Raw genomic sequence first — 25,096 nt, forward strand, 5'->3', positions numbered from 1 at the left:
TACCGCGGTCAGCTCCACGACGCCCTCGGCCACGCGGACAAGCGCAGCTACCGCACCGTCGCTGCCACCCTGCAGACCATGCGCAGGCTGTATGCCGCCGGCACCGGTGCTGTCGATGCGCTCGACGCGCTCGACGTGGAGATCCGCGAGATCAGGACGACCTACAAGCGCAGGCCCGGGCTGATGGCCGAGCTGGACCGGGCCAAGCTGCCGCACTGAAAGGCCCCCCTGGCTCCGTCGTCTCGTCTCAGTCGTCCCTGCCTCAGTCGTCCTGAGGCATCGACCCGCTCGTCCCCTGCCGGTCGGGGCGAACCTTGAGCGCTCCGGACGCAGCAAAGCCGAGCACGAGCAGTGCGACGACGAGCCAGAGCGCGTGCAGCAGTCCGATCGCCTGGGACATGAACCCGATGACGGGCGGGCCGGCGAGGTTGGCCAGGTAGCCGATCGAGGCGACCACACTGACCCGGGCCGCCGGGTTGGGGCCGCTGTCGGCAGCGGCGGACATGCCCAGCGGGAAGCCCATCGACACCCCGACCGCCCACAGCAGCGTCCCGAGCAGGATGGCCCATGCCGGCCCACCGAGGATGAAGATCACCATCCCGACCACACCGACCGCGGTGGTCATCCGGACCGCGGCCACCCGCCCGACACGGTCGACCAGCGGGCCACCGGCGATGCGGGCGATCGTCTCGCTGACGGCGAAGGCCACGAAGAACAGGGGGGCCACGGACTCGGGTTGATGATGGCCGTCGTGGACGGCCAGGGTGAGCCAGTTGTTCGCCGTCCCCTCACCCAGCTCGACGCCCAGCATGACCATCCCGATCAGCAGCAGCCGCCAGTCGCCCCAGCCGCGCAGCCAGTCACGCACCCGCTGAGCCCGCGGCACCCGCGACACTTGAGGAGTCGGGGAGGACACCGGGATGTCGGGTGCCCCGTGTGCGGGGATGAACGAGGCGGCGACTCCGGCCGCCACGACGATCAGGACCGCCTCCCCGAGGAACTGCCACTGCACGCCGACGCTCAGGGCCGCGCAGCCGGCGCCGATCCCCGCCCCGACGATCGCGCCCGCCGACCACGCCGCGTGCATCAGCGGCAGCAGCGTCCTCCCGGCGGCGCGTTCCACCGCGGCACCCTCGACGTTGATCATCACGTCGACGGCGCCGATCCCGAAGCCCACCATGACGAACCCGACGGTGGTGACCGCGACCGAGCCGGCCGAACCGGCGCCGAGGCCGATGACCGCGATCGCGACACCCGTCCACCACAGGCCGGCACAGATCGCGCGTCGGGACCCGAGCCAGGACAGCACGGCCGCCGACGCGCCCAGACCGGCCACCGAACCGACCGTCAGCCCGGCCAGGACCACCCCGAGCGCCGCGTTGTCGAGGCCCAGCTCGGCGCGGAGCTCGGGCAGCCGCGGCCCCCAGCTCGAGACCGTGACCCCACCCAGGGCGAACGCGGTCATCACCGCGTTCCGCCAGCCTCGGACCGGCGGCGTGCTTGTCGGCCGCGCAGCCGTTTGAGGATTCTCCACGAGGGGAGCCTAGAAGCGCCTGGCACATCGGCGGGCACGCGGCACATCGGTGGGCACGCGGCATACCGGCGCGGCGGGAGTCGACCGGCGAGCGGCAGATCACAGTCCGATGGCTTGCGGCGCAACTAAGGTAAGGCTTACGTTACCTATGGCTCGGTTTGCGCGAGCCGACCTCCCGAACTCGACCGGAAAAGATCTCATGTCCGTCCTCTCTGCGTTCCTCAGCGACCGGGTGATCGCGCCCACCGGCGTGGCCGGCGAGCGGACCAGCTGCGCACTCTCCGAGCTGAAGCCGGGCGCTCGAGCCCGCATCATCGACGTACGCGACGAGGTCGACCAGGCCGTCGCCCGCAGGCTGTTCGACCTCGGCTTCCGGCCGGGTGTGCAGGTCGACGTCGTCCGCCGGGCGCCGATGGCCGACCCGGTGATCTTCCGGGTCGCGGGCTGCGAGCTGGCGTTGCGCCGCGCGCAGGCCCGGTGCATCCGCGTGTCGCTCGAGGCATGACCTCGGCGACAGGCCAGACCGCCGGGCACGCTCGCCAGTCCGAGGCCCGGGTGGCGTTGGTCGGGAGCCCGAACTCGGGCAAGACGACTCTCTTCAACGCCCTGACGGGACTGCGCGCCAAGACCGGCAACTACCCCGGGGTGACGGTCTCGCGCTACGAGGGGGCGGCCGAGGTCGCCGGGCGCCGGGTGGTCATCGAGGACCTGCCCGGCAGCTACAGCCTCGACCCGATCAGTCCCGACGAGCGGGTCCTCACCGACGTCCTCGACCCGCTGAACGCGGGCGTCCAGAGCCCCGACGCCCTGCTCGTCACCCTCGACGCGACGACGATGCCGCGCTCCCTCGGGCTCCTCGCGCAGGTGATGCAGACCGACTTCCCCGTATGCGTCGTGCTCACCTTCACCGACGAGCTCACCCGCCGGCAGGGCGCTCTCGACGTCGCCGCGCTCAGCCGTGCCGTCGGTGTCCCCGTCCTCGCGGTCACCGGCGGGCGACGCAGCGACCTCGTCGCGCTGCGGGAGCTGCTCAGCCGGCCGCAGGAGTGGGCGCGACCGGTGGTGCCACCACCGCACGCGCCGATGGAGGTCGCCGCGTGGATCACCTCGGTCCTCAGCTCTGCCCGCTACGAGCTCCCCGAGGGCGATGCCCGCACCCGCCGCGTCGACGCCGTGCTGCTGCACCCCGTCTGGGGCACCCTCGTCTTCTTCGTGACGATGTTCGCCTTCTTCCAGGTCATCTTCACCGCGGCCGCCCCGCTGCAGGACGCGATCGGGAGCCTCTTCGCGTGGCTGGGGGGACTGGCCAACAGCCGGATCTCCAACGGCCTGCTCAGCAGCTTCGTCTCGGAAGCCCTGCTCGGCGGGGTGGGCGGGGTGCTGGTCTTCCTCCCGCAGATCGTGCTCCTCTTCCTGATGATCAACCTGCTCGAGGGGGTCGGCTACATGGCGCGGGCGGCCTTCCTGATGGACCGGGTGATGTCCAAGGCGGGTCTCGAGGGGCGCGCGTTCGTCGCCCTGCTGTCGTCCGTCGCGTGCGCGGTCCCCGGCATCATGGCCACCCGCACGCTGCCCTCGGCGCGCGACCGGATCGCGACCATGATGGGTGCGCCGCTCATGACGTGCTCGGCGCGGCTCCCGGTCTATGTCCTGCTGATCGGTCTCGTCGTGCCGAGCGGCGCGGGTTGGGGCCCGATCAGCGCGCAGGGGGCGACGATGTTCGGCCTCTACCTCGTGGGGGCCCTGTCGGCCATGGTGGCGGCCTGGGTCTTCTCCCGCCTCGGTCGCAGCAGCGGTCCGCTGCTGCCCTTCTCCATGGAGATCCCGCCCTACCGCATCCCGTCGGCCCGCTCGGTCGCGCTGTCGACGCTCGACGCCGCGCGCACCTTCCTGCGCAAGGTCGGCAAGATCATCCTCGTCACCACGATCGTGCTGTGGCTGCTGCTCAACCTGCCTGCGCGCAGCACCGCCGACCTGCAGGCGGCGGGGGTGAACCCGGCGAACCACACTGCCGTGTCGGCCTACGTCATCGACCACAGCTTCGGCGCGGCGGTGGGGCACGCGGTCGAACCGGTCTTCCAGCCGCTGGGCTTCGACTGGCGGATCAACATCGGGGTGCTCGCCTCGCTGTCGGCCCGGGAGGTCTTCGTCGCGACCCTGGGCCAGGTCGCCGCGGCCGAGACCCCCGACACCCCGACCATCGCGCTGCGCACGATGCGGGTCGAGGAGGGGCCCCGGGCCGGTGAGCTGCTCTTCACACCGCCCGTCGTGGCGGCCCTGCTCCTCTTCTTCCTCTATGCGCTGCAGTGCATGTCGACGATCGCGGTGATGCGCCGGGAGTCGGGGACCTGGCGGTGGCCGGCGATCGCGTTCGGCTACATGTTCGTCCTCGCCTGGGTGATGGGGCTGGCCGCGCGGCTGGTCGTCGGGGCGGTGACCTGAGGTGGCCGGCGATCTGGCCGTCGTCCCCGTGCACCCCGAGTCGTTGCCCGACGACCCCAGGACCCTGCGGTGGGTCATCCCGGCGGGGACTCTCGGCTTCGTCGGTATGCCGGTCGAGGTGCCTGCGCCGCTGCGGCAGCTGCTCGACGACGCGACCCTGGCGGGGTTGACGGTCGAGCCTGCGGCGGTGCGCCTCACCTTGGCGGCGGGGCTGGAGTGGCGGGAGCAGGGTGTCCGCGTCCGGGACGCGCTCCAGGCCGCGCTCGCCGTTCCCGAGCAGTGGCAGGCGCCGGATCTGGCAGACGCGACGGACGCGATGGCCGCGATGGCCGCGCCGGGCGACGACGTCCTGCGGGCAGCCGTCCACCAGGTGCTCGACGGCGAGGTCGGGGACTACATCCGCTCCCACGGCGGTCAGGTCATCTTGCTGAGCGCCCACGAGTCCGAGGTGGAGGTCCAGCTGAGCGGAGCCTGCCGGCACTGCCCCGCCTCGGACGTCACGCTCACGGAGCGTCTCGAGGGCGGGGTGCGGGCGCTCTATCCCGGGTTGCTCCGCCTCACCGCCCGGGACGAGCCCGGCCCCGGTGCCGGCCGGCGGATGCTGCGCCTGATCCCGACCCGCGGTCGCTGATTCGGCCCCCTACGCTTCGTGCGCCCAGGGGTCATGGAGTGCGTGGTCCACCAGGGCGCGATCGTGTTCCCACTCGGCGTCAGGTGGTCCCACGAAGACTGCGGCGATCTCGTCCCAGGTCAGCCACGTGCGAGGGGTAGAGAGGGCCAGCCGCTCGCTACCGGATGTCACCGACCAAAGGTAGCAACGGCAGCTCATCCTTGACCTCGCTGCGTCGGCGCTGGGGGCTCCGCAATCATCGGTCACCGGCCGTCGGTGCGACCCGATAGCCTACGGGGACGGTGTCGGGCGCACGTCGCGTGCCCGCAGGGACGAGCTGTGAAGGATGGGCCCGACGTGGGTGCTGGGGACGGGATCGAAGGGGCGCTGGCGGCGACCGAGGACCAGGTGGATGCGGCGATCAAGGCTGCCGCTGCCGTCACTCGCGAGCTGCGCAAGGCCAAGGTCGGGGCGGCGCGAGGTCAGGTCCGCGACCTGCGCAAGGCGCTCGCGGCCGCCGCGGGGTATGCCGCGGAGTCGGCCCAGGCGGCCAAGGCCGCCGAGGCGTCCTTCGACTTCGACGACCAGGGGCACCTGGCCTCCGGGGCCTTCGCCGAGGAGCTCGTCGAGGCCGCCGACGCGGCTGGCGTGACCATGGTCGAGAGCGACCAGCGGCTGCTGTGCTACCCCTCGCTCATCAAGATCCTGCCCGGCGACGCCGCCGTCGAGATCGATCGCCGCCGCGAGCGACGGCTGCGGCCCTCGGTCCTCGTCGCCCTGCTCGCGGCCGCCCAGAAGCGGCCGCCCCGCTTCCGGGCGGAGACCTTCCTCGAGAGTCTCGAGGCGGCATACGACCTGGTGCGGGCGAAGCAGGACAAGCGCGCCGGCGTCGTCCTCCCGCTCGTCGACCTCTGGTCGGTCCTCACCCTCCTGCCCGGCCAGCAGCGCGAATACTCCAAGCCCGAGTTCGCCCGCGATATCTACCTGCTCGACGCCAGTGGGGTCTCGACGGCGAAGTCCGGCCGGGGGCTGCGACTGCCCGCCAGCACCGGCACCAAGGGCACCGGCACCCTGGTCACGGTCGCCCGGAGCGGCCATCCGCAGACCTACTGGGGCGTCTCCTTCACGGAGGCGTCGTGAGCAGCGGGCTCGACACCGGCGCCGGCACCGGCACGGCGGTGCTCGGCGGGGGAGTGATGAAGGCCGACGACTACGCGCGGTTCCTCGCCGATGAATACCTCGCCGGATACCTCCCGGCCGGCGGCGGCTCGGTCAAGCTCGTCGTCGCCGGTGACGCCGACGTCGCCGACCGGTTCGAGCGAGCCCTGCGTGACGCGGCGGCCGGAGTCGAGTGTCCCGTGGTGTCGGTGTCCGCCGAGTCGACCAAGATCCACCTCATCGACCAGGTCTTCTTCGCCCTAGCCCGCCAGATCGACTGGGACGAGGTGGCGGCGGCCGTCGTCGTCGCGGCCTACGACGCCATCAACTTCCCGGCGACCGAGGGTCGACTGACCGTCGCTGAGGTCGCCCTGGACCACGACGTCGACGCGCGCGAGCTCCATCGCGATGTCCGACGACGACTCCAGCGCAGCCTGCTGCACGACAACACGCTGCCCCGCGAGCTGCGCCGGGCCCTGCTGAGGCTGGCCCAGGCGCATCTCGGCGAGAGGGACGCGAGCCCGGCCGAGGCGCAGGTCGTGCGCGACTGGCTCGTCGGCGAACCCGTCGCTCTGCGCGACCTGCGCGAAGTCCTGATCTACGGGCGGATCGGGCGGCACAACGCGCGCGACCTGCTCACCAGCGTGGGCGGGCTCCTGCTGCGCGCCGGGCACCGCGGGCTCGTGCTCCATCTCGACCTCACTCGGCTCGCCGAGGCCCGGCGACCTGCGGTGCCGGAACGGACCGGCATCTACTACTCCAAGATGGCCGTGCTCGACGCCTACGAGCTCCTGCGTCAGCTGATCGACGCGACGGACGACCTCGTCGGCCTCCTCGTCGTCGCCGTCGTCCCGCCCGAGCTGGTCACCGACGAGAACCGCGGACTGCCCTCGTATGCCGCGCTTCAGCTCCGCGTCGCCGACGAGGTGCGCGACCGGCGCCGGGCGAATCCGTATGCGTCGTTGGTCCGACTCGAGGTCCGTCTGGAGGCCGTCCGATGAGTGCTCACGTCCGACCGACTGGCGAGGTCTGGGACGCCGAGCGGCTGAGCCGGCGGCGTGCTGTTGAAGCGCTGCGGAGCGGGGTGCCCAACGCTGACGCCGTCATCGCGCTCGGGTCCGGGCAGAGCGACGTCGAGGACCAGTTCGCGGAGTTGCTCGAGCGGGTGGCTGGGCCGCGGGCCGGCGGCGATCGCGGCGGCGCGGGCGAGCGCGGTCACGCGAGCGAGCGGGCCTCGCTGCTGCTGGGGGCCGGGTTCGGGGAGGGCAAGAGCCACCTCCTCACGCACCTGGGCCACCTCGCCACCTCGGCGGGGTTCGTCGTCTCCACGGTGGTCATCAGCAAGGAGACGCCGCTGCACGATCCGGCGAAGGTGCTGCGGGCCACGGTCGCGTCGGCCGTGGCTCCCGACGGGTCGCGGGACGTCGTCAAGGAGGCGGCGGACGCGCTCGACCCCGACAACTCGGCCTACGCCGACCTGCTGCGCTGGCTGCGGGGGCCGGGTCGCGACCTCAACGAGCGATTCGAGGCGACCCTGCTGCTGCACCAGCGGCTCGGCGCCGAGGCCTTTGGAGGCGACGAGGAGTTCATCGACACGATCGTGCGGTTCTGGTCCGGCGATCCCCTGCCCGTGCCCGACCTGCGGCGCCAGCTCAAGGCGATCGGTGAGGCGAAGACCTTCACCTTCTCCCCGGTCAAGGTCCGCGACCTGGCGCGGCAGCGGCTGCGGTTCCTGCCCCGGCTGCTGCACGCGGCGGGTCGCCCCGGCTGGGTGATCCTCCTGGACGAGGTCGAGCTGATCGGGCGCTACTCGCTGCTGCAGCGTGGCCGCGCCTACGCCGAGCTCGCCCGCTGGCTCGACGGCGAAACCGGCGACACGGGCGACCCGGTGGTCGTCGTAGGGGCGATGACGGACGACTTCGAGGCGGCCGTGCTGCACGGGAAGAGCGACCTCGAGGTGCTGCCAGGACGCCTGCGGGACAAGCAGACTGACGAGTATGCCGAGATGGCGACGCTCGCCGAGACGGGCATGCGCCACATCGAGCGCGACCTCGTGCATCTCGTGCCGCCGGACGCCGTGGAGCTCGACCGCGCTTACACCACCCTGCGCACGCTGCACGGCGACGCCTACGGCTGGCAGCCGCCGCACGTGCCGGGGCTCGAGCGGCTCGGTGCGACCCGGATGCGGCAGTACGTCCGGGCGTGGATCAACGAGTGGGACCTCGTGCGGATGGACCCGGCATACCAGCCGAGCACCGAGGTCGTGGAGCTGGCGTCGGACTACGACGAGCTGGCTGAGGACGACGACGCGGGGACCTGACGGGGGGGCCCGCGCAAGGCCCGGCCCGGCCAGGCTCAGGGGAGTGAGGCCGGCGCGAGGAGGACGCCGGCGGCGGCTGCGCCCTCTCGTTGTCGGCGATCCCACGAGGCGAAGAGCGCCGACGGGGCTCCCATCGAGAGATAACCGGCGACGTGCACGGCGTCGGCTCCCCGCAGGCCGTACTCGACGGCCAGCGCTCCGGCCCGCTCCGAGACGTCATCGGTGAGATCGATGGTGCGGACAGCCGCCCACAGCCCCGTCCACCGAGAGAGCGCGAGAGAGACCTCGGCAGCCGTGAGGCGACGGTCTCGCTGTGCCGCGCCGAGGGCAGCGCAGACCTCGGGATAGGCGAGTTGGCTCGCCACCGGTCCGTCGGCAGCCAACCAGAGATCGATGGCGAGGTCGCTGTCCGCCTCTCTCAGCAGGAGCTTGGTCAACGCCGAGGAGTCGAAGACGACCGTGGTCATCGCTGCGGACTCACGGTGCAGAAGTCAGGGCGCACAGCTCACGACGGAGCATCTCCCCCTTCAGTTCAGGGCTCACGGCGCTGCTCGGCCACGAGGTCGGACACCGACCCCCGAGGGGTCGGTCGGTCCACGTCGCGAGGGTCAGGCCGAGTTGCGGACCGCGGCGGATTGATGACGCCGCGCCGAGTCAGGTCCTCGAGAAGGGTTGCCGACGCAACTCCTACCATCCGCACGACGGGTACGCCGCGGTCCGTGACGACGACCTCTTCGCCGTCCCGGGCCCGCTGTATCCAGGCCGCGAGATCACCCCGCAACGCTGTCACCGAGACCTCCATCGGATCAGTGTACGTAGACAACGTCACTTTCTGTACGTTCACGGCACAAGACGAAGGGATTGATTCCTCGACGACCTTTGCAGGGCGGGCGTGAAGCCGGAGCGCCGATCGCTGGTGCCGGTCCAGCCGTGTTCGGTCAGCACCTAGACGTCGCCGTCGAAGGCGTCGGTGAGATGGTTGGAGTAGCGCCAGGCGAGGGACCAGAAGAGCTCGGTCCGGCCGGGCAAGACGCGACCGGCACGGCACACGACGGTGATGAACACGTGCTCCACCGTCCTCGATCTGCCGTGCTCCCACGGCACGCGCGGTCCGGTGGTCTGCCCGTGACGTCGGATCAGGTCTCTTCGGGATCGGCCACGTCCCAGCGATGCTTCGGTCTGCTCATCCCGTAAGCGTTGCACGCTGGGTTTGTCGAATCTCGTTCATCCACAGTTAATTTCGCCTGTGGATTGTTTTCGGGGCCGACAGGCGCGGTGTGTCACGTCGGCCCCCGACACAGAAGGACGCCATGGGGCTACAGCACCACCTACATCGGACACCTCGACATCACCCCGCCGCTCAACGCCGCGGAGGTGGAGTGGCTCACCGCCTTAGCGGAGTGGCAGGGCGGGCCGCAGGGCGATGTCTTCACGGTGCCGATGAACCCGCGGGCCGTGTGGTCGCTGGCGATGGCGAAGGCGGGCGGCTCGATCGCGTCGTCGGCCCCGGAGGGCATGCCCCGCGGAACCACGGACTGGCGACCCTGCCTCGACGGGTGCCGGCTCGAATGGGACAGGATCGAGAAGTCGAACGACGCGATCCCGTCGATCCGCTTCCTCGTCGACCACTTCCTCGGACCGCAGGCGCTGGCCCGCGATGCCGGCGGTGACGACTTTGCCGCCTTCAGCTTCGATCACGCGCTCGACGGCGTCATCGCCGCCTACCGGGACGACACCGAAGAGCTCTTCCTCATCCGTGCCGAGGACAGTCGGTTGTCACAGGAGACGGTGGTCGCCGGTAGCGACCCGTGTGCCGGGCTGGGCTGGTAGGGAAGAGGAGTGGATGACGTCAGGGGTCATCCGTGGCAGCGTCACTCGGGCCAGGGGGAGCCGAGGATGATCTCGACGAAGTCGGAGCGGGTGAATCCGGGGACGAAGTGGGCGAGCACGTCGTCGTTCATCGTCCCGAAGGTCGTCTCGGGTCGCCCCTTCATGCCGTCGGTGAAGGCCTCGAGGATCTGGTTCTTGAAGTCGGGGCGCTCATGGGCGGCGATGACGGCGGCGCGGTCCTGAGCGCTGATCTCATCGAGGCCGAAGCCCAGCACGTCCGTCTCGACTCCGGCGGTGACCAGGGACGTCTCGGGATCCAGGTGGTCGACGATGCCCGGGGTGGTGTGCAGGGCGATACCGAGCCACACCGCCCGGGCCTCGTCGGTGGTTCGGCCGTGGTCGAGCAGGAAGTCGAAGGCCAGGTCCGCGCCGTCGATCTCGAATCGCTGGTCGGTTCGCCTGTAGCGCTCGGTCAGGCCGAGGTCGTGGAACATGGCGCCGACGTAGAGCAGTTCGGGGTCGACGCGCAGCCCGCGGTGACGCCCCTTGAGGCTGCCGAACAGGAACACGCGTCGCGAATGGTGGAACAGCAGCGGCGGGGCCGCGTCGCGGACCAGGTGGGTGGCGTCGCGGACGAGTTGCGTGTCGGGGACGGCGATCCCCGCGATGGTTTCCGTCATGGTCTCTCCTGATAAGGGGTATCGGCTCGGGGTGGTTCGCGCGCACCTGGCCGCGCGCGGCGTCTGAGGTCAGCCGCCGCGCGCGGCGTCTGAGGTCAGCGGCTGGACTCGGCAGAGATCTGCCAGGCGCGCTTCTCGAGGTTCTCGATGATCACGTGCAGCAGATCGGCACTCGTGGGGTCTGCCGCGTCGACGTCGTCGTGAACCTCGCGCACCGTGTGGACGGTCTGCTCGAGCAACCGCGTCACCCGGCTCACGACGTCCTGCACGGGGACTTCGCCCAAGGGGAACTCTGCGAGGGTGCTGGTGTCGGCCGTGGTCGCGATGCGCCCGTCGGGGACAGCCCGCACCGCACGGAGGCGTTCGGCTACGGCGTCGGAGTGGTCCCTGGCGTCATCCACGATCTCGTCCAGGGCCAGGTGCAGGTTGCGGAACCCGGGCCCGGACACCGTCCAGTGGGCCTGCTTGAGCGTGATGTGCAGCGCCACCAGGTCGACCAGCACTCTCTGCAGGTTGTCGGCGAGGGCGGCGGTGGCGATGAATCCGCCGGTTGGTGCGGGGCTGGTCGGAACCGCGCTGGAGGGTGAACGGTCGGTGTGGATGGCGCTGGTCATGGCTGGGCTCTCCTGGTCTTCGTCGTCGTGCCCGGAGTCGTCCCCGGGCCTGAACCCAGCCTGCTGCCCGTCGGCCGTCGGGGCCCCCCTTCCCCGGCCAGGCTTCGCACTGATTCGGCCAGGCCGGAACGGGCTAGCATCCACAAGATGCCGGTGACCAAGGGAAGTGGACCGCGTGTCGCGCACCGGGTGGGCATCGTGGTGTTCGAGCAGGTCAAGATGCTCGACGTCGCCGGTCCCAGCGAGGTCTTCGCCGAGGCGAACCGACAGGGGGCGAGCTACCAGCTCACCATCTGCTCGGTCGGGGGGGCCCGATCACGTCGTCCACCGGTATGCGCTTGCTCGCCGACAGCGACGCAGCGCTTCCGGGGCTCGGCTTCGACACCCTGCTGGTGATGGGTGGCGACGAGCTGCCCCTGCGCGCCATCGACGCCGGGCTCGTCGCCGCCGCAACGGCGCTCGCCGCGAACTCTCGACGGGTCTGCTCGATCTGCACGGGTGCTTTCATCTTGGCCAGGGCCGGCCTGCTGGACGGCCACCGGGCAACCACACACTGGCAGCACGCCGGGCTGCTGGCGCGCGCCTACCCAGGGGTATCGGTGGAACCGGACGCCATCTTCGTCAAGGACGGTCGCCTGTTCACCTCCGCCGGGGTGACGGCCGGGATCGACCTGGCACTGGCCCTGCTCGAGGACGACCACGGCGAGGAGATGGCCCGGACCGTCGCACAGTCGTTGCTGGTCTTTCTCCAGCGCCCCGGTGGCCAATCCCAGTTCTCGCCGACGTTGCAGGCCGCGCGGCCCAGGACGGCCATGCTGCGCGGCGTGCACGACGCCATCGCCGCCGACCCGGCCGGAGACCACTCGATGCCGGCCATGTCCGCGCGCTTCGCTGTCAGCCCGCGTCACCTCACCCGACTTTTCACCAACGAACTGGGCACGACCCCGGCCCAGTTCGTCGCCACTGTCCGCTTCGACGCCGCAAAGACAGCGCTGGACGCTGGCCACTCCGTGAGCACGACGGCCGGACTGGCCGGTTACGGCAACCCGGAGTCGATGCGTCGCGCCTTCGTCACCCGTCTCGGGATCCCCCCGCGCGCCTACCAGCAACGCTTCCGCTCAGCGCAACGACCGAACGCCACCCCGGCGTCGCCGTCTCACGAACGTGCGAGGCAAGCCGCCGCGGCCGACTGACGTCACCGGCGGCGCCGCTCATGCTGTCCTGCACCCAGCACCAAGGGGAGCATCCGACGTGTCGAATGCACTGGGCGCGTCAGCGAAGCTACGGGACCTCTCCCGGACAGGTCCATCAGACGGGGTCAACGCTCGGGTCAGTCGGGCCGAGGTCAGCGCAGGTGGGTCAGGCCGTACTGGGCGACCTTGCGGTAGAGGGTCGCCCGGCTCATGCCGAGCGCCTTGGCGGCCTCGACGACGGTGACGTCGGGGCGGGTGAGGCAGCGGATGATCTCCTCGCGTTCGAAGGTCTCGATGCGGGTGAGGTGGCCGGCGCTCGGGCGGACGAGGTCGGGCGGGAGGTGCCTGGTGTCGATGGTGTCGGTGCGCAGGGCGGCGTCGTGGACGACCTGGAAGAGCTCGTCGACGTTGCCGGGCCAGCCGTGGCCGGTGAGGGCGTGTTCGGCCGCGGCGCTGAAGGCGACCTCGCGGGCGCGGGTGTTGTGGGCGGCATACCGGGCGAGGGGCATGACGTCGGCGGTGCGCTCGCGCAGGGGGGCGACCTCGATGACGGTGTCCACGAGCGCCCGCAGCGGTTCGGGGACGTCATCGAGGTGCTCGGCGGTGATGGCCCAGGGCAGATCCGGTATGCCGCCGTCGGGGCTGCGCGGCATACCCGTGCGGACGGCGACGACCCGGTCGTAGAGCGCCTGCGCGCCCCAGGCGGGAAGTGCGTCGACGTCGGAGACGATGACCGCGGTGTGGTCCTTGCCGAGCTCGGGTGTCCAGAGGGCCAGCCAGCCGTCGACGTCCTGCGGGTCGGGGGAGGCGGCGCTGAGGATACGGTCGCGGGGGCGGCTTCGGCGAAGAGCCTGTGCCAGCAACGTCGCTCGGCCAGAGCCGACCTCACCGACGGCGGCGACGACGTTGCCCTGCTCCATCGCCCTGGCCGCCTCGGCCAGCGCGCCCGTCCACACCGACGACATCTCGCGCAGGGTGCCGGCACCGGGTTCGAGCTTCGCGTTCTGGACCCGGAAGATGCCACCCTTGGGCTGCGGTCTCGCCGTCCGACCCTCGCCGCGGGCGAGCATCAGCGCGGAGGTGTTGCCGGCCGCGGACTGCGCCAGCGCCAGCAGCAGGTCGGTGGAGGACTTCGCCCACGTGGTGATGTTGACGGCGCCCTCGAGCCGACCGCTCACGGGGTCGAGGACGGGGACGGCGGCGCACGTGTAGGTGCGGAGGCTGGCGCTGTAGTGCTCCTCGGCCCGCACGATCGTCGGGATCCGGTCGGCCAGCGCGAGCCCGAGGCCGTTGGTGCCGGCATCGCGCTCGGAGTAGGCGAAGCCGGGTGCGAGGCGGACCTTGTCGAGTGCCCGCAGCAGTGAGGTGTCGCCGCTGAAGCGGTTGAGGACCAGGCCCTCGGCGTCGGTGAGCATCAGGCTGATCGGCTCGTTGGCGAGGGTCTGGTGGAGGCTGGTCAGGACCTCGAGGCCGCACTCGAAGAAGAGGGAGTCCCCGGCGTAGGTGCCCGCCCAGACCGGGTCGATCTCGTCGAGGGAGACGCCGTAGTCCTCGCTGCGGCGCCACGACGCGAGGAGGCGGCTGGAGACGCGGGGTGACGTGCCGGCATACGGCGCGGTCGCGCGAAGGGGGAGTCGTCCGTCTGCCGTCGGCGTCATTGCCGTCTCCTTTCCGGTGACCTGACGCTACCCCCGCCAGCTGGGACGAAGCCGGGCACGGTGTCTCAAATTGAGACAGCGAACCTCTGTCGGCGGTCGCCCCGCCTGCCTAGGTTCGGCACTGGACCTACGGCAGGTCACGACCGACAAGGAGACAACGGTGTACTCGAAAGACGGCAACGACTACTTCGTCGTGGACTCCCACATCGCACTGTGGGACGCCCGCGAAGAGAACCAGCGCAACATCCACGGCAAGCAGTTCATCGACTGCTTCTACGACTACCACCGCAACCTCAGCCCCGAGACCGAGGTCTGGACCTACGAGGACTACCTCTACCAGGGCGGCGCACGGCTGATGAAGGACCTCTTCCAGGACGGCTACGTCGACCACGCGATCTTCCAGCCCGCCTACCTCAACGAGTTCTACAACACCGGTTTCGGGCAGTCCGAGGAAGCCTTCGCCCTCGCCGAGGCCCACCCGGACAAGCTCACCTACAACCACAACTTCGACCCGCGCAACGGCGAGCAGGGCCTCGACCAGCTGCGTGCGGACGCCGAGAAGTACCACCTCAAGGGCGTCAAGCTCTACACCGCCGAGTGGCACGGGGAGTCGCGCGGCTACAAGCTGACCGACCCGTGGGCCTACCGCTACCTCGAGGCCTGCCGCGAGCTCGGGATCAAGAACATCCACGTCCACAAGGGCCCCACCATCCGCCCGCTGGACCGCGACGCCTTCGACGTCGCCGACATCGACAACGTCGCCACCGACTTCACCGACCTCAACTTCGTCGTCGAGCACGTCGGCCTGCCGCGGCTCGAGGACTTCTGCTGGATCGCCACACAGGAGCCGAACGTCTACGGCGGCCTCGCGGTCGCGATGCCGTTCATCCACAGCCGTCCTCGCTATTTCGCGCAGATCATGGGCGAGCTCCTCTACTGGATCGGCGAGGACCGGATCCTGTTCTCCAGCGACTACGCGATCTGGACGCCGAAGTGGCTGGTCGAGAAGTTCGTCGACTTCCAGATCCCCGCCGACATGACGGAGTACACGCAGCTCACCACCGACATCAAGCGCAAGGTGCTGGGGCTCAACGCCGCGAAGCTCTACGACATCGAGGTCCCCGCAGCGCTGCGGCTCCCCGTCGCCGACGAGACGGCCACCGGACCGCGCGGCGCCGACGAGACGGTCGCGGCCGAGCTGCAGAACGCCTGAGCCATGTCGGTCATCACGCGATCCGCACGTATGCCGGTGGGCCGGGTGGGGGAGGACGAGGTCCAGCGGGCGCTGGGCACCGTCCTCGACCCCGAGCTCGACGAGCCGATCACCGACCTGGGCTTCGTCCGGTCGGTGGCCCTCAGGAGGCTCGAGCACCCAGCAGGGACAGACTTCCCCGGGACAGAGGTCGTCGTGCACCTGCGACTGCCGACCTCGTTCTGCTCGCCCAACTTCGCCTACCTGATGGCCTCCGACGCGAAGGACGCGATCTCGGTCCTCGACGGGGTGGGGCGGGTGGTCGTCCAGCTCGACGACCACCACGACTCCGACCTCATCAACGCGGGGCTCGCGGCCGACGCCGGCTATCGCGGCACCTTCAAGCACGAGGCCGAGCAGGATCTCGACGAGCTGCGAGCGACGTTCCAGCGCAAGGCCCACACAGCCGCGATGGAGCGCTGCCTCACCGCCCTGCTGCGTGCCGAGCCCGATCGCTCGGAGCTCAGCGTCGGGTCGGTGCGGCTGCACGAGCTTTCGGCAGGGCGGCATACGGACGCGTTGGTGCGACGGCGGGCCGCCCTCGGGCTGCCCTCCGACGCAGACTCGCTCGTGCTCGTCGACCACGAGGGGACGGGCTATCCGCCCGACGACGTGCCGATGGCCCTGCGCCGGGCTCGCTCGACCCGCATCTCGATCGATGGCAACGCGCACTTCTGTCGCGGGCTGCTGGCCACCCGCTACCCCGGCTCGGACTCCGACCAGGTCGCCCGACCCGATGGCGCCGAACCTCTGAATGCCGAGCCATCGAACCACCACACGCTGCTTCCGTTGACCGTCAAGGAGATTGGCTCATGAGCACCATGCGCGCCGTCCAGGTCGTCGGCTACCACAAGAACCTCGAGATGACCGAGGTCGTCATGCCGGAGGCGAAAGACCCCTGGGACGTGGTCGTCAGGATCGGTGGTGCGGGGGTCTGCCGGACCGACCTCCACATCCTCGAGGGGCAGTGGGCCGAGAAGTCGCAGGTCCAGCTGCCCTACACGATCGGGCACGAGAACGCCGGTTGGGTGCACTCCGTCGGCAGCGCCGTCACCAACGTCACGGAGGGCGACAAGGTCATCCTCCACCCGCTCATCACCTGCGGCCTCTGCCGAGCGTGCCGGTCGGGCGACGACGTGCACTGCGAGAACAATCAGTTCCCGGGAATCAGTCACAACGGTGGGTACGCCGAGTACATCCTCACGTCCGCCCGCTCGGTCGTGAAGATCGACGACGCCCTCGAGCCGTCGGACATCGCGGCGCTCGCGGACGCCGGCCTCACGGCATACCACGCGGCGGCGAAGGCGGCCAAGCGCCTGACCCCGCGCGACAAGTGTGTCGTCATCGGCGCAGGAGGACTGGGACACATCGGTATTCAGGTGCTCAAGGCCCTCAGTCCGGCCGAGATCATCGTCGTCGACCGCAACCCCGACGCGATCAAGCTGGCCCTGACGATCGGCGCCGACCACGGCGTCGTCGCCGACGGCACGCAGGTCGCCCAGGTGCAGGAGCTCACGCACGGCTTCGGCGCCGAGGTGCTCGTCGACTTCGTCGGCGAGGGCGGCGCGACGCGTGAGGGCGTGCAGATGCTGCGCCAGGCCGGCGACTACCACGTCGTCGGTTACGGCGAGAACATCGACGTCCCGACGATCGACATCGTCTCGGCCGAGATCAACTTCATCGGCAACCTCGTCGGGTCGTACAACGACCTGTGCGACCTCATGGCCCTCGCTGCACGAGGCGCCGTCACGCTGCACACCCAGAAATACGGACTCGACGACTTCCAGTCCGCCATCAGCGACCTCGACGCCGGTCGCGTCCGCGGCCGGGCCATCCTCATTCCCTGACCTTGCTGCATCCGTCGGGTGATCTGTTCAAAGGAGAGCACATGCACTGTTCAAAGGAGAGCACATGAAACGTTTGGTAGCAGTAGGGATCTCGATCGGGGTGCTCGCGGGCCTGTTCACCTGGTTCGCGTTCGGCGTCCTGACCCAGATGGGTGACTGGAAGACACCGCTGGTGGTCTGGGTGGGCTTCGCGGCCTGGGCCTGTTTCTACGCCGTCGGCGGCGGCACCAAGGGGCTGGTCACGAACCTGGGCTCAGTGGGTAGCGGGGTCGTCTGGGGCTTCCTGATCGTGCTCGTCTGGAAGAACGTGTCGGTGACCTCGATGCCGCTGCTCGGTCTGTGCGTCGGCATCGGAGCGTTCTTGATGTGCGTCCAGGCACGTGTGCCGCTGCTGTCGTTTATCCCCGGCGCGTTCGTCGGCGCCGCGGCCTACTTCGGCTTCGGCGGGGCGTCCGGGTTCGCGAACGAAGGCTACATCTTCGCCTCGGTCCTCGCTTCGGTCATCGGCGGATCGCTGCTGGCCTTCCTCTCCGAACGGGGCGCGGACGTGATCGAGAAGCGGTTCGGCCTGGCCGCCGGTGACCCCGCCGAGCTCGGGGGTTCGCACGCCACCCCCGCGCACTGAACGAGCGTCCCGGTCTGGCCGGGGCCTGCCCCCTGCCAAGATGTGGGCACGCCGTCCTGTGGGGGACGGCGTGCCCTTCACCTGCCTCGAGTCTCGTAGGAGAAACCCTTGATCTTCATCACCGCCAAGTTCCTCGTGAAGCCCGAGCACGCTGACGCGTGGCCGGAGATCTCGCGGGAGTTCACGCAGGCCTGCAACGCCGAGGAGGGCTGCCTGTGGTTCCAGTGGGCGCGCTCCGTGGCCGACCCCGACGAGTACGTGCTCGTCGAAGCCTTCCGCGACGAGGCAGCCGGCGGCGCGCACGTGCAGTCGGACCACTTCAAGCAGGCGACGTCGGAGCTGCCGGCCTACCTGCAGGCGACGCCGAAGATCGTCAACGCGACCGTCGAGGGGACGGAGTGGTCGGAGCTCGGGGAGATGGCCGTCTGACAACGGACAACGGGTATGCAGTCTGTATGGCAGAACATCGACGGTGGATGCCATGGGCTCCCTCGTGCAGATCCGCAACGTTCCTGACGACTCCCACCGTGTTCTGAAGGCCCGCGCCGCGGCCCGGGGTGAGTCGCTGAACCGCTACTTGCTGGGACTCACCGCCAAGGAGGTCGATCGGACCCCATGATCGTGATCGACTGCTCGGCGGTGGTCGACGCCCTCTCGTTGTTCGATGGCACGACAGAGTTGCGCTCTCCTTGAGGCCGAAGACCTGCACGCAACTGGGCTGATCGACATAGAGGTCGTGTCAGCGGTTCGGGGTCTCACCGAGGGCAGGCATCTCACGGTTCCGCGGGCGCACGACCTCGTCACGGACTATGACGACCTCACGCTCGAGCGCTGGTCCACCGGGGACGCTCTGCGGCGTCGGGCGTTCGCGTTGCGGGACGACCTCACGGCGGACGACGCGACCTACGTGGCTCTGGCCGAGGCCCTTGGCTGCCCCCTGATCACTCGCGACGAGAGGCTGGCTCGCACTCGCGGGCACCACGCGAGGATCGATGTCGTCTGAGGAGACAGCGGCGAGGAGGACCGCCGTGAGCGGAGGGGGTCGGCGTCATTGACGCCGGCGGTGCGCCGCCAAACAGGCAAGGCGTCACCAGTGTCGCGGCATACAGGGTCAAACCCGGACATGCTCCGGCCCCCTGCAGGTCTGGCTGACCGGTCGCGCCGGTAGGGGGTTGCCGACCCGTGGGTCACGGGTGGGTGACGAACCGCTGCATGAGGGTGAGGAGTCGGCGTCGGCGGGCGGGCGTGAGCGGCGCCAGCACGGAGTCGGAGACGTCGTCGGCGAGGGCGTGCGCCCGGGTCACCAGCCCGGCGGTGTCGCCGTGCAGGTGCAGCACCTGCGCCCGCCGGTCGGTGGCGTGACGGCGCCGTTCGACCAGCCCACCCTGCTCGAGCTCGTCCACGACCAGCACCATGCTCGGGGCGCTGACCCCGAGAGCGCGAGTGGCCTCGGACTGCGTCACCGGGCCCATCTCGTCGAGGCCGAACAGGACACCGACGTGCGCCGGCATGAGGTCCAGGGGATGCAGAGCCGTCGCGAACTCGCGGTGCATCCGGGCGTGGACGTGCGTGACGAGGTAGGCGACGCTCTCGCGCAGCGGCTCGGGCACGTCGATGGAGAGGTCGGGCTCGGCCACGAGCTGGAGCAGCGCCCGCAGCTGTTCCCGCTCCGTCGTCGTGAAGCCGGTGGTGACGACGTCGTCGACCTCCTCGGCGTGCCGGCGCCACCGGCGAGCCGCCGCAACGCCTTCGGGGGTGCGGGTGAGCGCATACGACCGGCGGTCGTCGGCCCGGCGGACCCGGCGGACCAGGCCCTGGCCGGACAGGTCGGCGCCGACCTTGACCATCGTCGTCCGACTGACACCGATGGTGTCCGCGAGCTCCTGCTGCGACCGGGTGACTCCACCGCTCAGGGCCAGCAACGCGGCATACGCATGGAGGTCGACGTCGGCGGGCAGGACCGTGGCGAGGGCAGCGGAGACGCGTGACTGAGCCCGCCAGAACAGGTGTCCCGGCCGAAGCGCCATCCCGGGCAGCAGTGCCCGGCTGTCGCTCGCAGTCCCCATGGATGTCCTCAACCTCTGAACGCGGAGTCGCTTGCCGAATCCGACCCGACAGGTCATCGTAGACCAGGGTCGTTCAGACCTTGATGATTCAGAGACTGACGAACGGGCACGCCATGACGACCGACCAAACCTCCACGACCGCGGCGGGAAAGACGCCGACCGACACGCAGCCCGGGCGTCACGCGGCCGCCGGGCGTCACGAGGCACCCGGGCGGGACCCGAAGTGGTGGACCCTCGTCGCCGTCTGCACGGGCGTCTTCATGCTCCTGCTGGACGTGACCATCGTCAACGTCGCCCTGCCCGACATCCAGGCCGAGCTCAACGCCTCGCTGTCCGACCTGCAGTGGGTCATCGACGCCTACGCCCTCAGCCTGGCGGCCCTGCTCCTCACGGCGGGCTCGCTGGCCGACCTCGTCGGCCGCAGGCGCGTGTTCGCCATCGGGACAGTGGTGTTCACCGTCGGGTCGATCGCGTGCGGTTCGGCGCAGAGCATCCTGCAGCTCACCCTGGCGCGCGCCTTCCAGGGCATCGGCGGCGCGGCGATGTTCGCCACGGCCCTCGCGCTGCTCGCCGGCGCCTTCCGCGGCAAGGACCGCGGCACGGCCTTCGGCGTCTTCGGCGCGGTGACGGGCATCGCCGTCGCGATCGGCCCGGTGCTGGGCGGCGTGCTGACGAGCGGCCTGTCCTGGCGGTGGATCTTCTTCGTGAACATCCCGATCTGCCTGGTCGCGATCGGGGTCACCCTCACCAAGGTCCAGGAGTCGAAGGACCCGAAGGCGGGGCGCCCCGACTGGATCGGCTTCCTCACCTTCTCGCTCGGTCTGGGAGCGCTGGTCTACGCCCTCATCGAGGCCGGGCAGCTCAGCTGGGGTGACGGCAAGGTCGTCGGCCTGCTCGTGGCCTCCGCGGTCCTGCTCGCGCTCTTCGTCCTGAGCCAGGCGCGCCAGCGCCAGCCGATGTTCGACCTCTCGCTGCTGCGCAAGCCGACCTTCGACGGCGGGCTGATCGCGGCATTCGGGATCTCGGCGTCGATCTTCTCGCTCCTGGCCTTCCTCGTGATCTACGTGCAGAACGTGCTCGGCTACTCGGCCGTCGGCGCCGGCGTGCGGTTCCTCTTCCTGTCCGGCGCCTCGTTCTTCACCGCGGCCCTCGCGGGCCGGCTGACCGAGAAGGTGCCGGTGAAGTGGCTCATCGGCCCGGGTTTCCTCCTGCTGGGCGTGGGCCTCGTCCTGCTGACCGGCATCCGGCAGGACTCGTCCTGGACCCACCTCATCGCCGGCCTCACGGTCTGCGGTCTGGCCATCGGCTTCATCAACCCGCCGCTGGCCTCGACCGCCGTCGGCGTCGTCCGCGTCGAGCGCTCCGGCATGGCGAGCGGCGTCAACTCGACCTTCCGTCAGGTCGGGGTCGCCACCGGCATCGCGGCCCTCGGCTCGATCTTCAGCCACCAGGTCGCCGACGCCTCCCGGGCCGGTCTCGCCGGCAGGGTGCCCGCGCAGGCGCTCGACGGCCTCACCGCGGCACTGTCGGGAGGGCAGGTCAAGGCCGCGTCGGAGGGGGCCCGGGTGGCCGCGACCAAGCAGGGTGGCGCCTCGGCCGGGCAGCAGGCCCACGACCTCGTGCAGAGCGTGGGGACCTCGGCCGTCGTCGATGCGCTCAACCACATCATCACCATCTCCGCGGTCCTGGCGTTCGTCGTCGGCGTCATCTGCCTCGTCCTCATCCGACAGCGCGACTTCGTCCAGCGCGGCGCCCCGTCGGGGGAGTAGGTAGCAGCCGGTCGCAGCCGGTCTGAACCCGGAGCCTTATCGTTGTCTCCGGTGGTGGCCTGACCCTGGCCCTCCAGCCTTCGGGCCGGCCGCCGACCGGGCACCTGCCCGCGGGGGACCCGGCCACCGAACAAGGGGAGAGCGCGTGACGAGTGGCGCACCTCAGGACTCACCCAGCTTCATGTCCGCGCCCGGCGCGCTCCCGGTCGGTGTCGAGGCCCCGGAGACGATCGCCTACAACCTCAAGTGCCGGCTGCTGGGACCGCCGCTCACCACGGACCAGCTGCAGCACGAGCGGCTGAGCAAGCGGCTCGCCCTCGGCGTCCTGTCCAGCGACTGCATCTCGTCCTCGGCCTACGGGTCCGAGGAGATCCTGATCATCCTGCTGCCTCTCTTCGGCCTCACGGCATACTCGCTGCTGCTGCCGTTGACCGGGGTCGTCCTGGCCGTCCTGATCCTGGTGACCCTCACCTACCGCTGGGTCGTCACGACCTACAGTCAGGCCGGCGGGTCGTATGTCGTGGCCCGCGAGAACTTCGGACCGTTGGTCGCCCAGGTCGGCGCGGTGGCCCTGATGCTCGACTACATCGTGACCGTCGCCGTGCAGGCGGCTGCGGGGACCGCTGCCGTGACGTCGGCGATCCCGGCGCTGAGCTCCTACCAGCTGGAGATGACGGTGGCCGTGGTGGTCCTGCTCTTCTACGGCAACCTGCGCGGGCTGCGTGAGGCGGGAAGGCTGTTCGCGTTCCCCACGTACTTCTTCGTCGCCTCCCTGGCGCTGGTCATCGGCCTCGGCATCTACCGGGAGCTGACCGGCGACCTGCCCCAGTACGACCCGGCGCACGCGGTCGGCGCCGTCCCGCTCGGGCAGGGCAGTGCCCTGCTCAGCGTCGGCGCGGTCTACATCCTGCTGAAGTCCTTCGCCAACGGCGGGTCCTCGCTGACCGGCCTGGAGGCGATCTCCAACAGCGTCAGCGCGTTCAGGGCGCCGCAGGGGGCCAACGCCCGCCGCACCCTCGTCATCATGAGCGTCCTGCTGGGGTCGCTCGTCGGCGGCGTCTCCTGGCTCGCGCACCAGACGCACGCCATCGCCTACGAGAGCGGCTCGCCGACCGTCATCTCGCAGGTGGCCCGCGCCACGCTCGGCGACTCGACCCTCGGGCACGTCATGTACTTCGTCGTCCAGTTCGCGACGATGCTCATCCTCTGGACCGGCGCCAACACGCCGTTCAACGGGTTCCCCTACCTCGCCAACTTCGTCGCGGGTGACGGCTACCTGCCTCGCTGGCTGACCAAGCGGGGCCACCGGCTCGCCTTCTCCAACGGCATCATCGTCCTCGCCGTCCTGGCGCTCGCCCTCATCCTCGGCACCGGAGCCCACGTCGACAAGCTCGTGGCGTTCTACGCCATCGGTGTCTTCACCGGCTTCACGCTGGCCGGCTTCGGGATGGCGAAGTACTTCCGGACCCACCGCACGGGCCGCTGGCGGGTCAAGTCCGTGATCAACGACGTGGTCGGCGCCACCTCGGCCCTGATCGTGGTGATCTTCGCCGTCACGAAGTTCACCGAGGGCGCGTGGCTGGTCGTCATCGTCTTCCCCGTCCTCGTCGTCGTCCTGCTGCGTCTGCGACGCGCCTACAAGCGCGAAGAGGCCCTGCTGGCAGCGCTGCCCGCCGGTGACACCCGCCGGCTCCCCGTCAAGAGCGTCATCGTCGTCCTGATCGACAACGTCGACCTGGCGGTCCTGCGGGCCCTGGCCTATGCGCGGAGCCTGCGTCCCGACCAGCTGCGGGTCGTCCACTTCGTCGTCGACACGACCCGCGCCGAACAGCTGAGCCGGACCTGGGACGAGCACCACGCCCTGTCGCTGCCGCTGGAGATGATCGAGTGCCCCGACCGGCGCCTTCCCCGGGCCGCGCTGGAGCTCGCCGAGCACATCCTCAGTGCGGACGAGGGCACCCAGGTGACGATGCTGCTGCCCCGCCGGCAGTACGGCGTCCTCCTCGGTCGGCTGCTGCACGACCGCACCGCCGACCAGATCGCGGCCACCGTCTCGCAGGTGCGTGGGGTCGCCGCGACGATCATCCCGTTCGACGCCACGCGGACCTCGCGGGTCCTGCGCCGACGCGGAAACGGCGCGGAGGGGGCGACCGACGTGGCGGCTGCGGCGGGTGGTAGCAGCGGGCGCGCCAGGGCGCACAAGAGCGTGGTCGACGTCGGTCCGGTGCCGGCCGACCGAGTCGTCATCGCCGCCGCCACGCCACGGCGAACGGCGGTGCTGCAAGGCCGGATCCGGTCCGTCGAGACGTCCTCGGTCGGCAGCGCCCCGACCTTTCACTGCGAGCTGGTCGACGAGTCCGGCGGCGTCACCCTGATGTTCTACGGCCGCCGCAGGATCCTCGGCCTCGAGCCCGGTGCGCTCGTCCGGGTCGAGGGCCGGATGGGTGACCACAACGGCTTCCTGGCGATGGCCAACCCCACCTACGAGCTGCTGCCGGGAGACGGTCGGAAGCAGTAGCCGCGCCGGGACCTGGGGTCGGGTCGGGGCGGTGCTACGGTCCGGTGGTGACCCCGCAGGAGCTCGAGAACCTGGCTCACCTGCGCCGCGCCCGGGACCTGATCGACAGGGAGTATGCCGCGCCGCTCGACGTCCCGACCATGGCGCGGCGGGCGCTCATGTCGCCCGCGCACTTCTCGCGGCGGTTCCACGCGGCCTACGGTGAGACGCCCTACAGTTACCTGATGACGCGCAGGATCGAGCGGGCGATGGCGTTGCTGCGAGCGGGCGCCGGCGTCACGGACGCTTGCATGGCCGTGGGCTGCACCTCCCTCGGCTCGTTCAGCTCGCGGTTCGCCGAGGTCGTCGGCGAGTCCCCCACGGCATACCGCAGCCATGGGCACGACGCGGTGAAGGCCATGCCGGCCTGTGTGGCCATGACCCGGACGCGCCCGGCCCGGAAGGCACCGAGCAGGATCGGAGAAGCGACCGCAGCGGCCCCGTCCTAGAGTCGCGGCCATGACCATCGCCCTCCAGTACTGCCACATCACCGTCAACGACGTCGACGAGTCGGTCGCCTTCTACGGGGCGGCGCTCGGGCTCCAGGTGAGCAACGACGTCGCCTCGGGCGGGTTCCGCTGGGTCACGCTCGGCACCGACGCGCAGCCCGGGCTCGGGATCGTGCTCTCGGTGCCGCATGCCGGCCGCTCGCAGGCCGACGGCGACGCGTTGCAGGACCTCCTCACCAAGGGCGTCCTGCCGATCATCGTGTTCCGCTCCGACGACGTCGACGCGACGTTCGAGACGGTGCGCGCATCCGGGGCGGAGGTCCTCCAGGAGCCCATCGACGAGGCCTGGGGGCCGCGCGACTGCGCGTTTCGCGACCCGTCGGGCAACCTGGTCCGGATCGCGCAGGCGCCCCCGGCCTGAGAGGGTGCGGCACCCGTCACCGGCTGAGGGCCGCCCTGTGCCTGGGATCGTGCACATAACGAGATCCTTTG

General features: G+C 70.4%; 26 protein-coding genes. 19 read left to right on the plus strand and 7 right to left on the minus strand.

All coding sequences use genetic code 11. The features are described from left to right. On the plus strand, positions 1-219 hold a 219-nt coding region (locus Q0R63_RS11940; RefSeq protein ID WP_295697486.1), incomplete at its 5' end, for a hypothetical protein. A 43-nt stretch (positions 220-262) separates the two neighbouring features. Here Q0R63_RS11940 and Q0R63_RS11945 read toward each other — a convergent pair. Beyond that, positions 263-1,465, minus strand: a complete 1,203-nt coding sequence (locus tag Q0R63_RS11945) for an MFS transporter (RefSeq protein ID WP_295697487.1) — start codon at positions 1,463-1,465, stop codon at positions 263-265. A gap of 268 nt (positions 1,466-1,733) precedes the next feature. Between Q0R63_RS11945 and Q0R63_RS11950 the strand changes: the two genes are divergently transcribed. The 6 genes from Q0R63_RS11950 (at position 1,734) to Q0R63_RS11975 (ending at position 8,064) form a co-directional block, all read left to right on the plus strand. Then, positions 1,734-2,039: a FeoA family protein gene (locus tag Q0R63_RS11950; protein WP_295697489.1), complete on the plus strand. Its 306-nt coding sequence runs from the start codon at positions 1,734-1,736 to the stop codon at positions 2,037-2,039. Next, positions 2,036-3,976, plus strand: a complete 1,941-nt coding sequence (locus Q0R63_RS11955; protein ID WP_295697491.1) for a ferrous iron transporter B — start codon at positions 2,036-2,038, stop codon at positions 3,974-3,976. The genes Q0R63_RS11950 and Q0R63_RS11955 overlap by 4 nt, the downstream gene beginning before the upstream one ends. 1 nt (position 3,977) lies before the next feature. Next, on the plus strand, positions 3,978-4,607 hold the full coding sequence (locus Q0R63_RS11960; protein ID WP_295697493.1) for a NifU family protein: 630 nt from the start codon (positions 3,978-3,980) through the stop codon (positions 4,605-4,607). Positions 4,608-4,925: 318 nt separating this feature from the next. Then, positions 4,926-5,726: a hypothetical protein gene (locus tag Q0R63_RS11965; protein WP_295697494.1), complete on the plus strand. Its 801-nt coding sequence runs from the start codon at positions 4,926-4,928 to the stop codon at positions 5,724-5,726. Further along, positions 5,723-6,745, plus strand: a complete 1,023-nt coding sequence (locus tag Q0R63_RS11970) for a BREX system ATP-binding domain-containing protein (protein ID WP_295697495.1) — start codon at positions 5,723-5,725, stop codon at positions 6,743-6,745. Before Q0R63_RS11965 ends, Q0R63_RS11970 begins: the two co-directional genes overlap by 4 nt. Next, positions 6,742-8,064, plus strand: a complete 1,323-nt coding sequence (locus Q0R63_RS11975) for a BREX system ATP-binding domain-containing protein (protein WP_295697496.1) — start codon at positions 6,742-6,744, stop codon at positions 8,062-8,064. The genes Q0R63_RS11970 and Q0R63_RS11975 overlap by 4 nt, the downstream gene beginning before the upstream one ends. A gap of 35 nt (positions 8,065-8,099) precedes the next feature. Here the strand turns inward: Q0R63_RS11975 and Q0R63_RS11980 are convergent, their stop codons facing one another. Both Q0R63_RS11980 and Q0R63_RS11985 read right to left on the minus strand, forming a co-directional pair. Then, positions 8,100-8,531 carry a type II toxin-antitoxin system VapC family toxin gene (locus tag Q0R63_RS11980; RefSeq protein ID WP_295697497.1) on the minus strand — a complete coding sequence of 144 codons (432 nt, stop codon included), beginning with the start codon at positions 8,529-8,531 and terminating at the stop codon, positions 8,100-8,102. A gap of 65 nt (positions 8,532-8,596) precedes the next feature. After that, complete coding sequence (locus Q0R63_RS11985) at positions 8,597-8,866, minus strand: type II toxin-antitoxin system prevent-host-death family antitoxin (protein WP_295697498.1); 270 nt, start codon at positions 8,864-8,866, stop codon at positions 8,597-8,599. Positions 8,867-9,339: 473 nt separating this feature from the next. Between Q0R63_RS11985 and Q0R63_RS11990 the strand changes: the two genes are divergently transcribed. Continuing rightward, positions 9,340-9,894, plus strand: coding sequence for a hypothetical protein (locus Q0R63_RS11990; RefSeq protein WP_295697499.1), 555 nt, complete (start codon positions 9,340-9,342; stop codon positions 9,892-9,894). A gap of 41 nt (positions 9,895-9,935) precedes the next feature. Here Q0R63_RS11990 and Q0R63_RS11995 read toward each other — a convergent pair whose 3' ends face one another. Continuing rightward, positions 9,936-10,574, minus strand: coding sequence for an HD domain-containing protein (locus Q0R63_RS11995; protein WP_295697500.1), 639 nt, complete (start codon positions 10,572-10,574; stop codon positions 9,936-9,938). A 95-nt stretch (positions 10,575-10,669) separates the two neighbouring features. After that, positions 10,670-11,188, minus strand: a complete 519-nt coding sequence (locus Q0R63_RS12000) for a DNA starvation/stationary phase protection protein (RefSeq protein WP_295697502.1) — start codon at positions 11,186-11,188, stop codon at positions 10,670-10,672. Between the two features lie 332 nt (positions 11,189-11,520). Here Q0R63_RS12000 and Q0R63_RS12005 point away from each other — a divergent pair, with 332 nt between their 5' ends. Next, a complete protein-coding gene (locus Q0R63_RS12005) occupies positions 11,521-12,381 on the plus strand; it encodes a helix-turn-helix domain-containing protein (protein WP_295697504.1) in 861 nt (286 codons plus the stop codon). 152 nt (positions 12,382-12,533) lie between these two features. On the opposite strand, the gene Q0R63_RS12010 is transcribed toward Q0R63_RS12005, so the two are convergent. Beyond that, the gene (locus Q0R63_RS12010; protein WP_295697506.1) at positions 12,534-14,039 is read right to left on the minus strand and encodes a helix-turn-helix domain-containing protein; all 1,506 of its coding nucleotides are present in this window, start codon (positions 14,037-14,039) and stop codon (positions 12,534-12,536) included. A 160-nt stretch (positions 14,040-14,199) separates the two neighbouring features. Here Q0R63_RS12010 and Q0R63_RS12015 point away from each other — a divergent pair, with 160 nt between their 5' ends. The 6 genes from Q0R63_RS12015 to Q0R63_RS12040 all read left to right on the plus strand — a co-directional run bounded on the left by Q0R63_RS12015 (position 14,200) and on the right by Q0R63_RS12040 (position 18,766). After that, on the plus strand, positions 14,200-15,252 hold the full coding sequence (locus Q0R63_RS12015) for an amidohydrolase family protein (RefSeq protein WP_295697508.1): 1,053 nt from the start codon (positions 14,200-14,202) through the stop codon (positions 15,250-15,252). Positions 15,253-15,255: 3 nt separating this feature from the next. Further along, complete coding sequence (locus Q0R63_RS12020; protein ID WP_295697509.1) at positions 15,256-16,107, plus strand: iron-sulfur cluster assembly protein; 852 nt, start codon at positions 15,256-15,258, stop codon at positions 16,105-16,107. After that, a complete protein-coding gene (locus Q0R63_RS12025; protein WP_295697510.1) occupies positions 16,104-17,138 on the plus strand; it encodes an NAD(P)-dependent alcohol dehydrogenase in 1,035 nt (344 codons plus the stop codon). Before Q0R63_RS12020 ends, Q0R63_RS12025 begins: the two co-directional genes overlap by 4 nt. Before the next feature lie 64 nt (positions 17,139-17,202). Continuing rightward, positions 17,203-17,763: a DUF1097 domain-containing protein gene (locus Q0R63_RS12030; RefSeq protein WP_295697511.1), complete on the plus strand. Its 561-nt coding sequence runs from the start codon at positions 17,203-17,205 to the stop codon at positions 17,761-17,763. 108 nt (positions 17,764-17,871) lie between these two features. Then, a complete protein-coding gene (locus Q0R63_RS12035) occupies positions 17,872-18,192 on the plus strand; it encodes a putative quinol monooxygenase (RefSeq protein WP_295697513.1) in 321 nt (106 codons plus the stop codon). Between the two features lie 235 nt (positions 18,193-18,427). Further along, the gene (locus Q0R63_RS12040) at positions 18,428-18,766 is read left to right on the plus strand and encodes a type II toxin-antitoxin system VapC family toxin (RefSeq protein ID WP_295697514.1); all 339 of its coding nucleotides are present in this window, start codon (positions 18,428-18,430) and stop codon (positions 18,764-18,766) included. Positions 18,767-18,950: 184 nt separating this feature from the next. On the opposite strand, the gene Q0R63_RS12045 is transcribed toward Q0R63_RS12040, so the two are convergent. Further along, a complete protein-coding gene (locus Q0R63_RS12045; RefSeq protein ID WP_295697515.1) occupies positions 18,951-19,829 on the minus strand; it encodes a MarR family transcriptional regulator in 879 nt (292 codons plus the stop codon). 113 nt (positions 19,830-19,942) lie between these two features. Here Q0R63_RS12045 and Q0R63_RS12050 point away from each other — a divergent pair, with 113 nt between their 5' ends. The 4 genes from Q0R63_RS12050 (at position 19,943) to Q0R63_RS12065 (ending at position 25,025) form a co-directional block, all read left to right on the plus strand. Continuing rightward, positions 19,943-21,598 carry an MFS transporter gene (locus Q0R63_RS12050; protein ID WP_295697516.1) on the plus strand — a complete coding sequence of 552 codons (1,656 nt, stop codon included), beginning with the start codon at positions 19,943-19,945 and terminating at the stop codon, positions 21,596-21,598. A gap of 145 nt (positions 21,599-21,743) precedes the next feature. After that, the gene (locus Q0R63_RS12055) at positions 21,744-24,116 is read left to right on the plus strand and encodes an amino acid permease (RefSeq protein ID WP_295697517.1); all 2,373 of its coding nucleotides are present in this window, start codon (positions 21,744-21,746) and stop codon (positions 24,114-24,116) included. A 47-nt stretch (positions 24,117-24,163) separates the two neighbouring features. Continuing rightward, a complete protein-coding gene (locus Q0R63_RS12060; RefSeq protein WP_295697519.1) occupies positions 24,164-24,604 on the plus strand; it encodes a helix-turn-helix transcriptional regulator in 441 nt (146 codons plus the stop codon). A gap of 10 nt (positions 24,605-24,614) precedes the next feature. Beyond that, positions 24,615-25,025, plus strand: coding sequence for a VOC family protein (locus Q0R63_RS12065; protein WP_295697521.1), 411 nt, complete (start codon positions 24,615-24,617; stop codon positions 25,023-25,025). The last annotated feature ends 71 nt before the right edge of the window (positions 25,026-25,096 follow it).

Origin of the sequence: Lapillicoccus sp., assembly GCF_025353065.1 — a bacterium.
In the GTDB taxonomy this organism is placed as follows: Bacteria; Actinomycetota; Actinomycetes; order Actinomycetales; family Dermatophilaceae; genus Lapillicoccus.

Bases quoted from the DNA above. Each gene is read 5' to 3' on its own strand.
- Q0R63_RS11945 (WP_295697487.1), bottom strand. From the start codon at position 1,465: ATGACCGCGTTCGCCCTGGGTGGGGTCACGGTCTCGAGCTGGGGGCCG.
- Q0R63_RS11950 (WP_295697489.1), top strand. From the start codon at position 1,734: ATGTCCGTCCTCTCTGCGTTCCTCAGCGACCGGGTGATCGCGCCCACC.
- Q0R63_RS11955 (WP_295697491.1), top strand. From the start codon at position 2,036: ATGACCTCGGCGACAGGCCAGACCGCCGGGCACGCTCGCCAGTCCGAG.
- Q0R63_RS11975 (WP_295697496.1), top strand. From the start codon at position 6,742: ATGAGTGCTCACGTCCGACCGACTGGCGAGGTCTGGGACGCCGAGCGG.
- Q0R63_RS11980 (WP_295697497.1), bottom strand. From the start codon at position 8,531: ATGACCACGGTCGTCTTCGACTCCTCGGCGTTGACCAAGCTCCTGCTG.
- Q0R63_RS11985 (WP_295697498.1), bottom strand. From the start codon at position 8,866: ATGGAGGTCTCGGTGACAGCGTTGCGGGGTGATCTCGCGGCCTGGATA.
- Q0R63_RS11995 (WP_295697500.1), bottom strand. From the start codon at position 10,574: ATGACGGAAACCATCGCGGGGATCGCCGTCCCCGACACGCAACTCGTC.
- Q0R63_RS12000 (WP_295697502.1), bottom strand. From the start codon at position 11,188: ATGACCAGCGCCATCCACACCGACCGTTCACCCTCCAGCGCGGTTCCG.
- Q0R63_RS12005 (WP_295697504.1), top strand. From the start codon at position 11,521: ATGCGCTTGCTCGCCGACAGCGACGCAGCGCTTCCGGGGCTCGGCTTC.
- Q0R63_RS12010 (WP_295697506.1), bottom strand. From the start codon at position 14,039: ATGACGCCGACGGCAGACGGACGACTCCCCCTTCGCGCGACCGCGCCG.
- Q0R63_RS12020 (WP_295697509.1), top strand. From the start codon at position 15,256: ATGTCGGTCATCACGCGATCCGCACGTATGCCGGTGGGCCGGGTGGGG.
- Q0R63_RS12025 (WP_295697510.1), top strand. From the start codon at position 16,104: ATGAGCACCATGCGCGCCGTCCAGGTCGTCGGCTACCACAAGAACCTC.
- Q0R63_RS12030 (WP_295697511.1), top strand. From the start codon at position 17,203: ATGAAACGTTTGGTAGCAGTAGGGATCTCGATCGGGGTGCTCGCGGGC.
- Q0R63_RS12040 (WP_295697514.1), top strand. From the start codon at position 18,428: ATGGCACGACAGAGTTGCGCTCTCCTTGAGGCCGAAGACCTGCACGCA.
- Q0R63_RS12045 (WP_295697515.1), bottom strand. From the start codon at position 19,829: ATGGGGACTGCGAGCGACAGCCGGGCACTGCTGCCCGGGATGGCGCTT.
- Q0R63_RS12050 (WP_295697516.1), top strand. From the start codon at position 19,943: ATGACGACCGACCAAACCTCCACGACCGCGGCGGGAAAGACGCCGACC.
- Q0R63_RS12065 (WP_295697521.1), top strand. From the start codon at position 24,615: ATGACCATCGCCCTCCAGTACTGCCACATCACCGTCAACGACGTCGAC.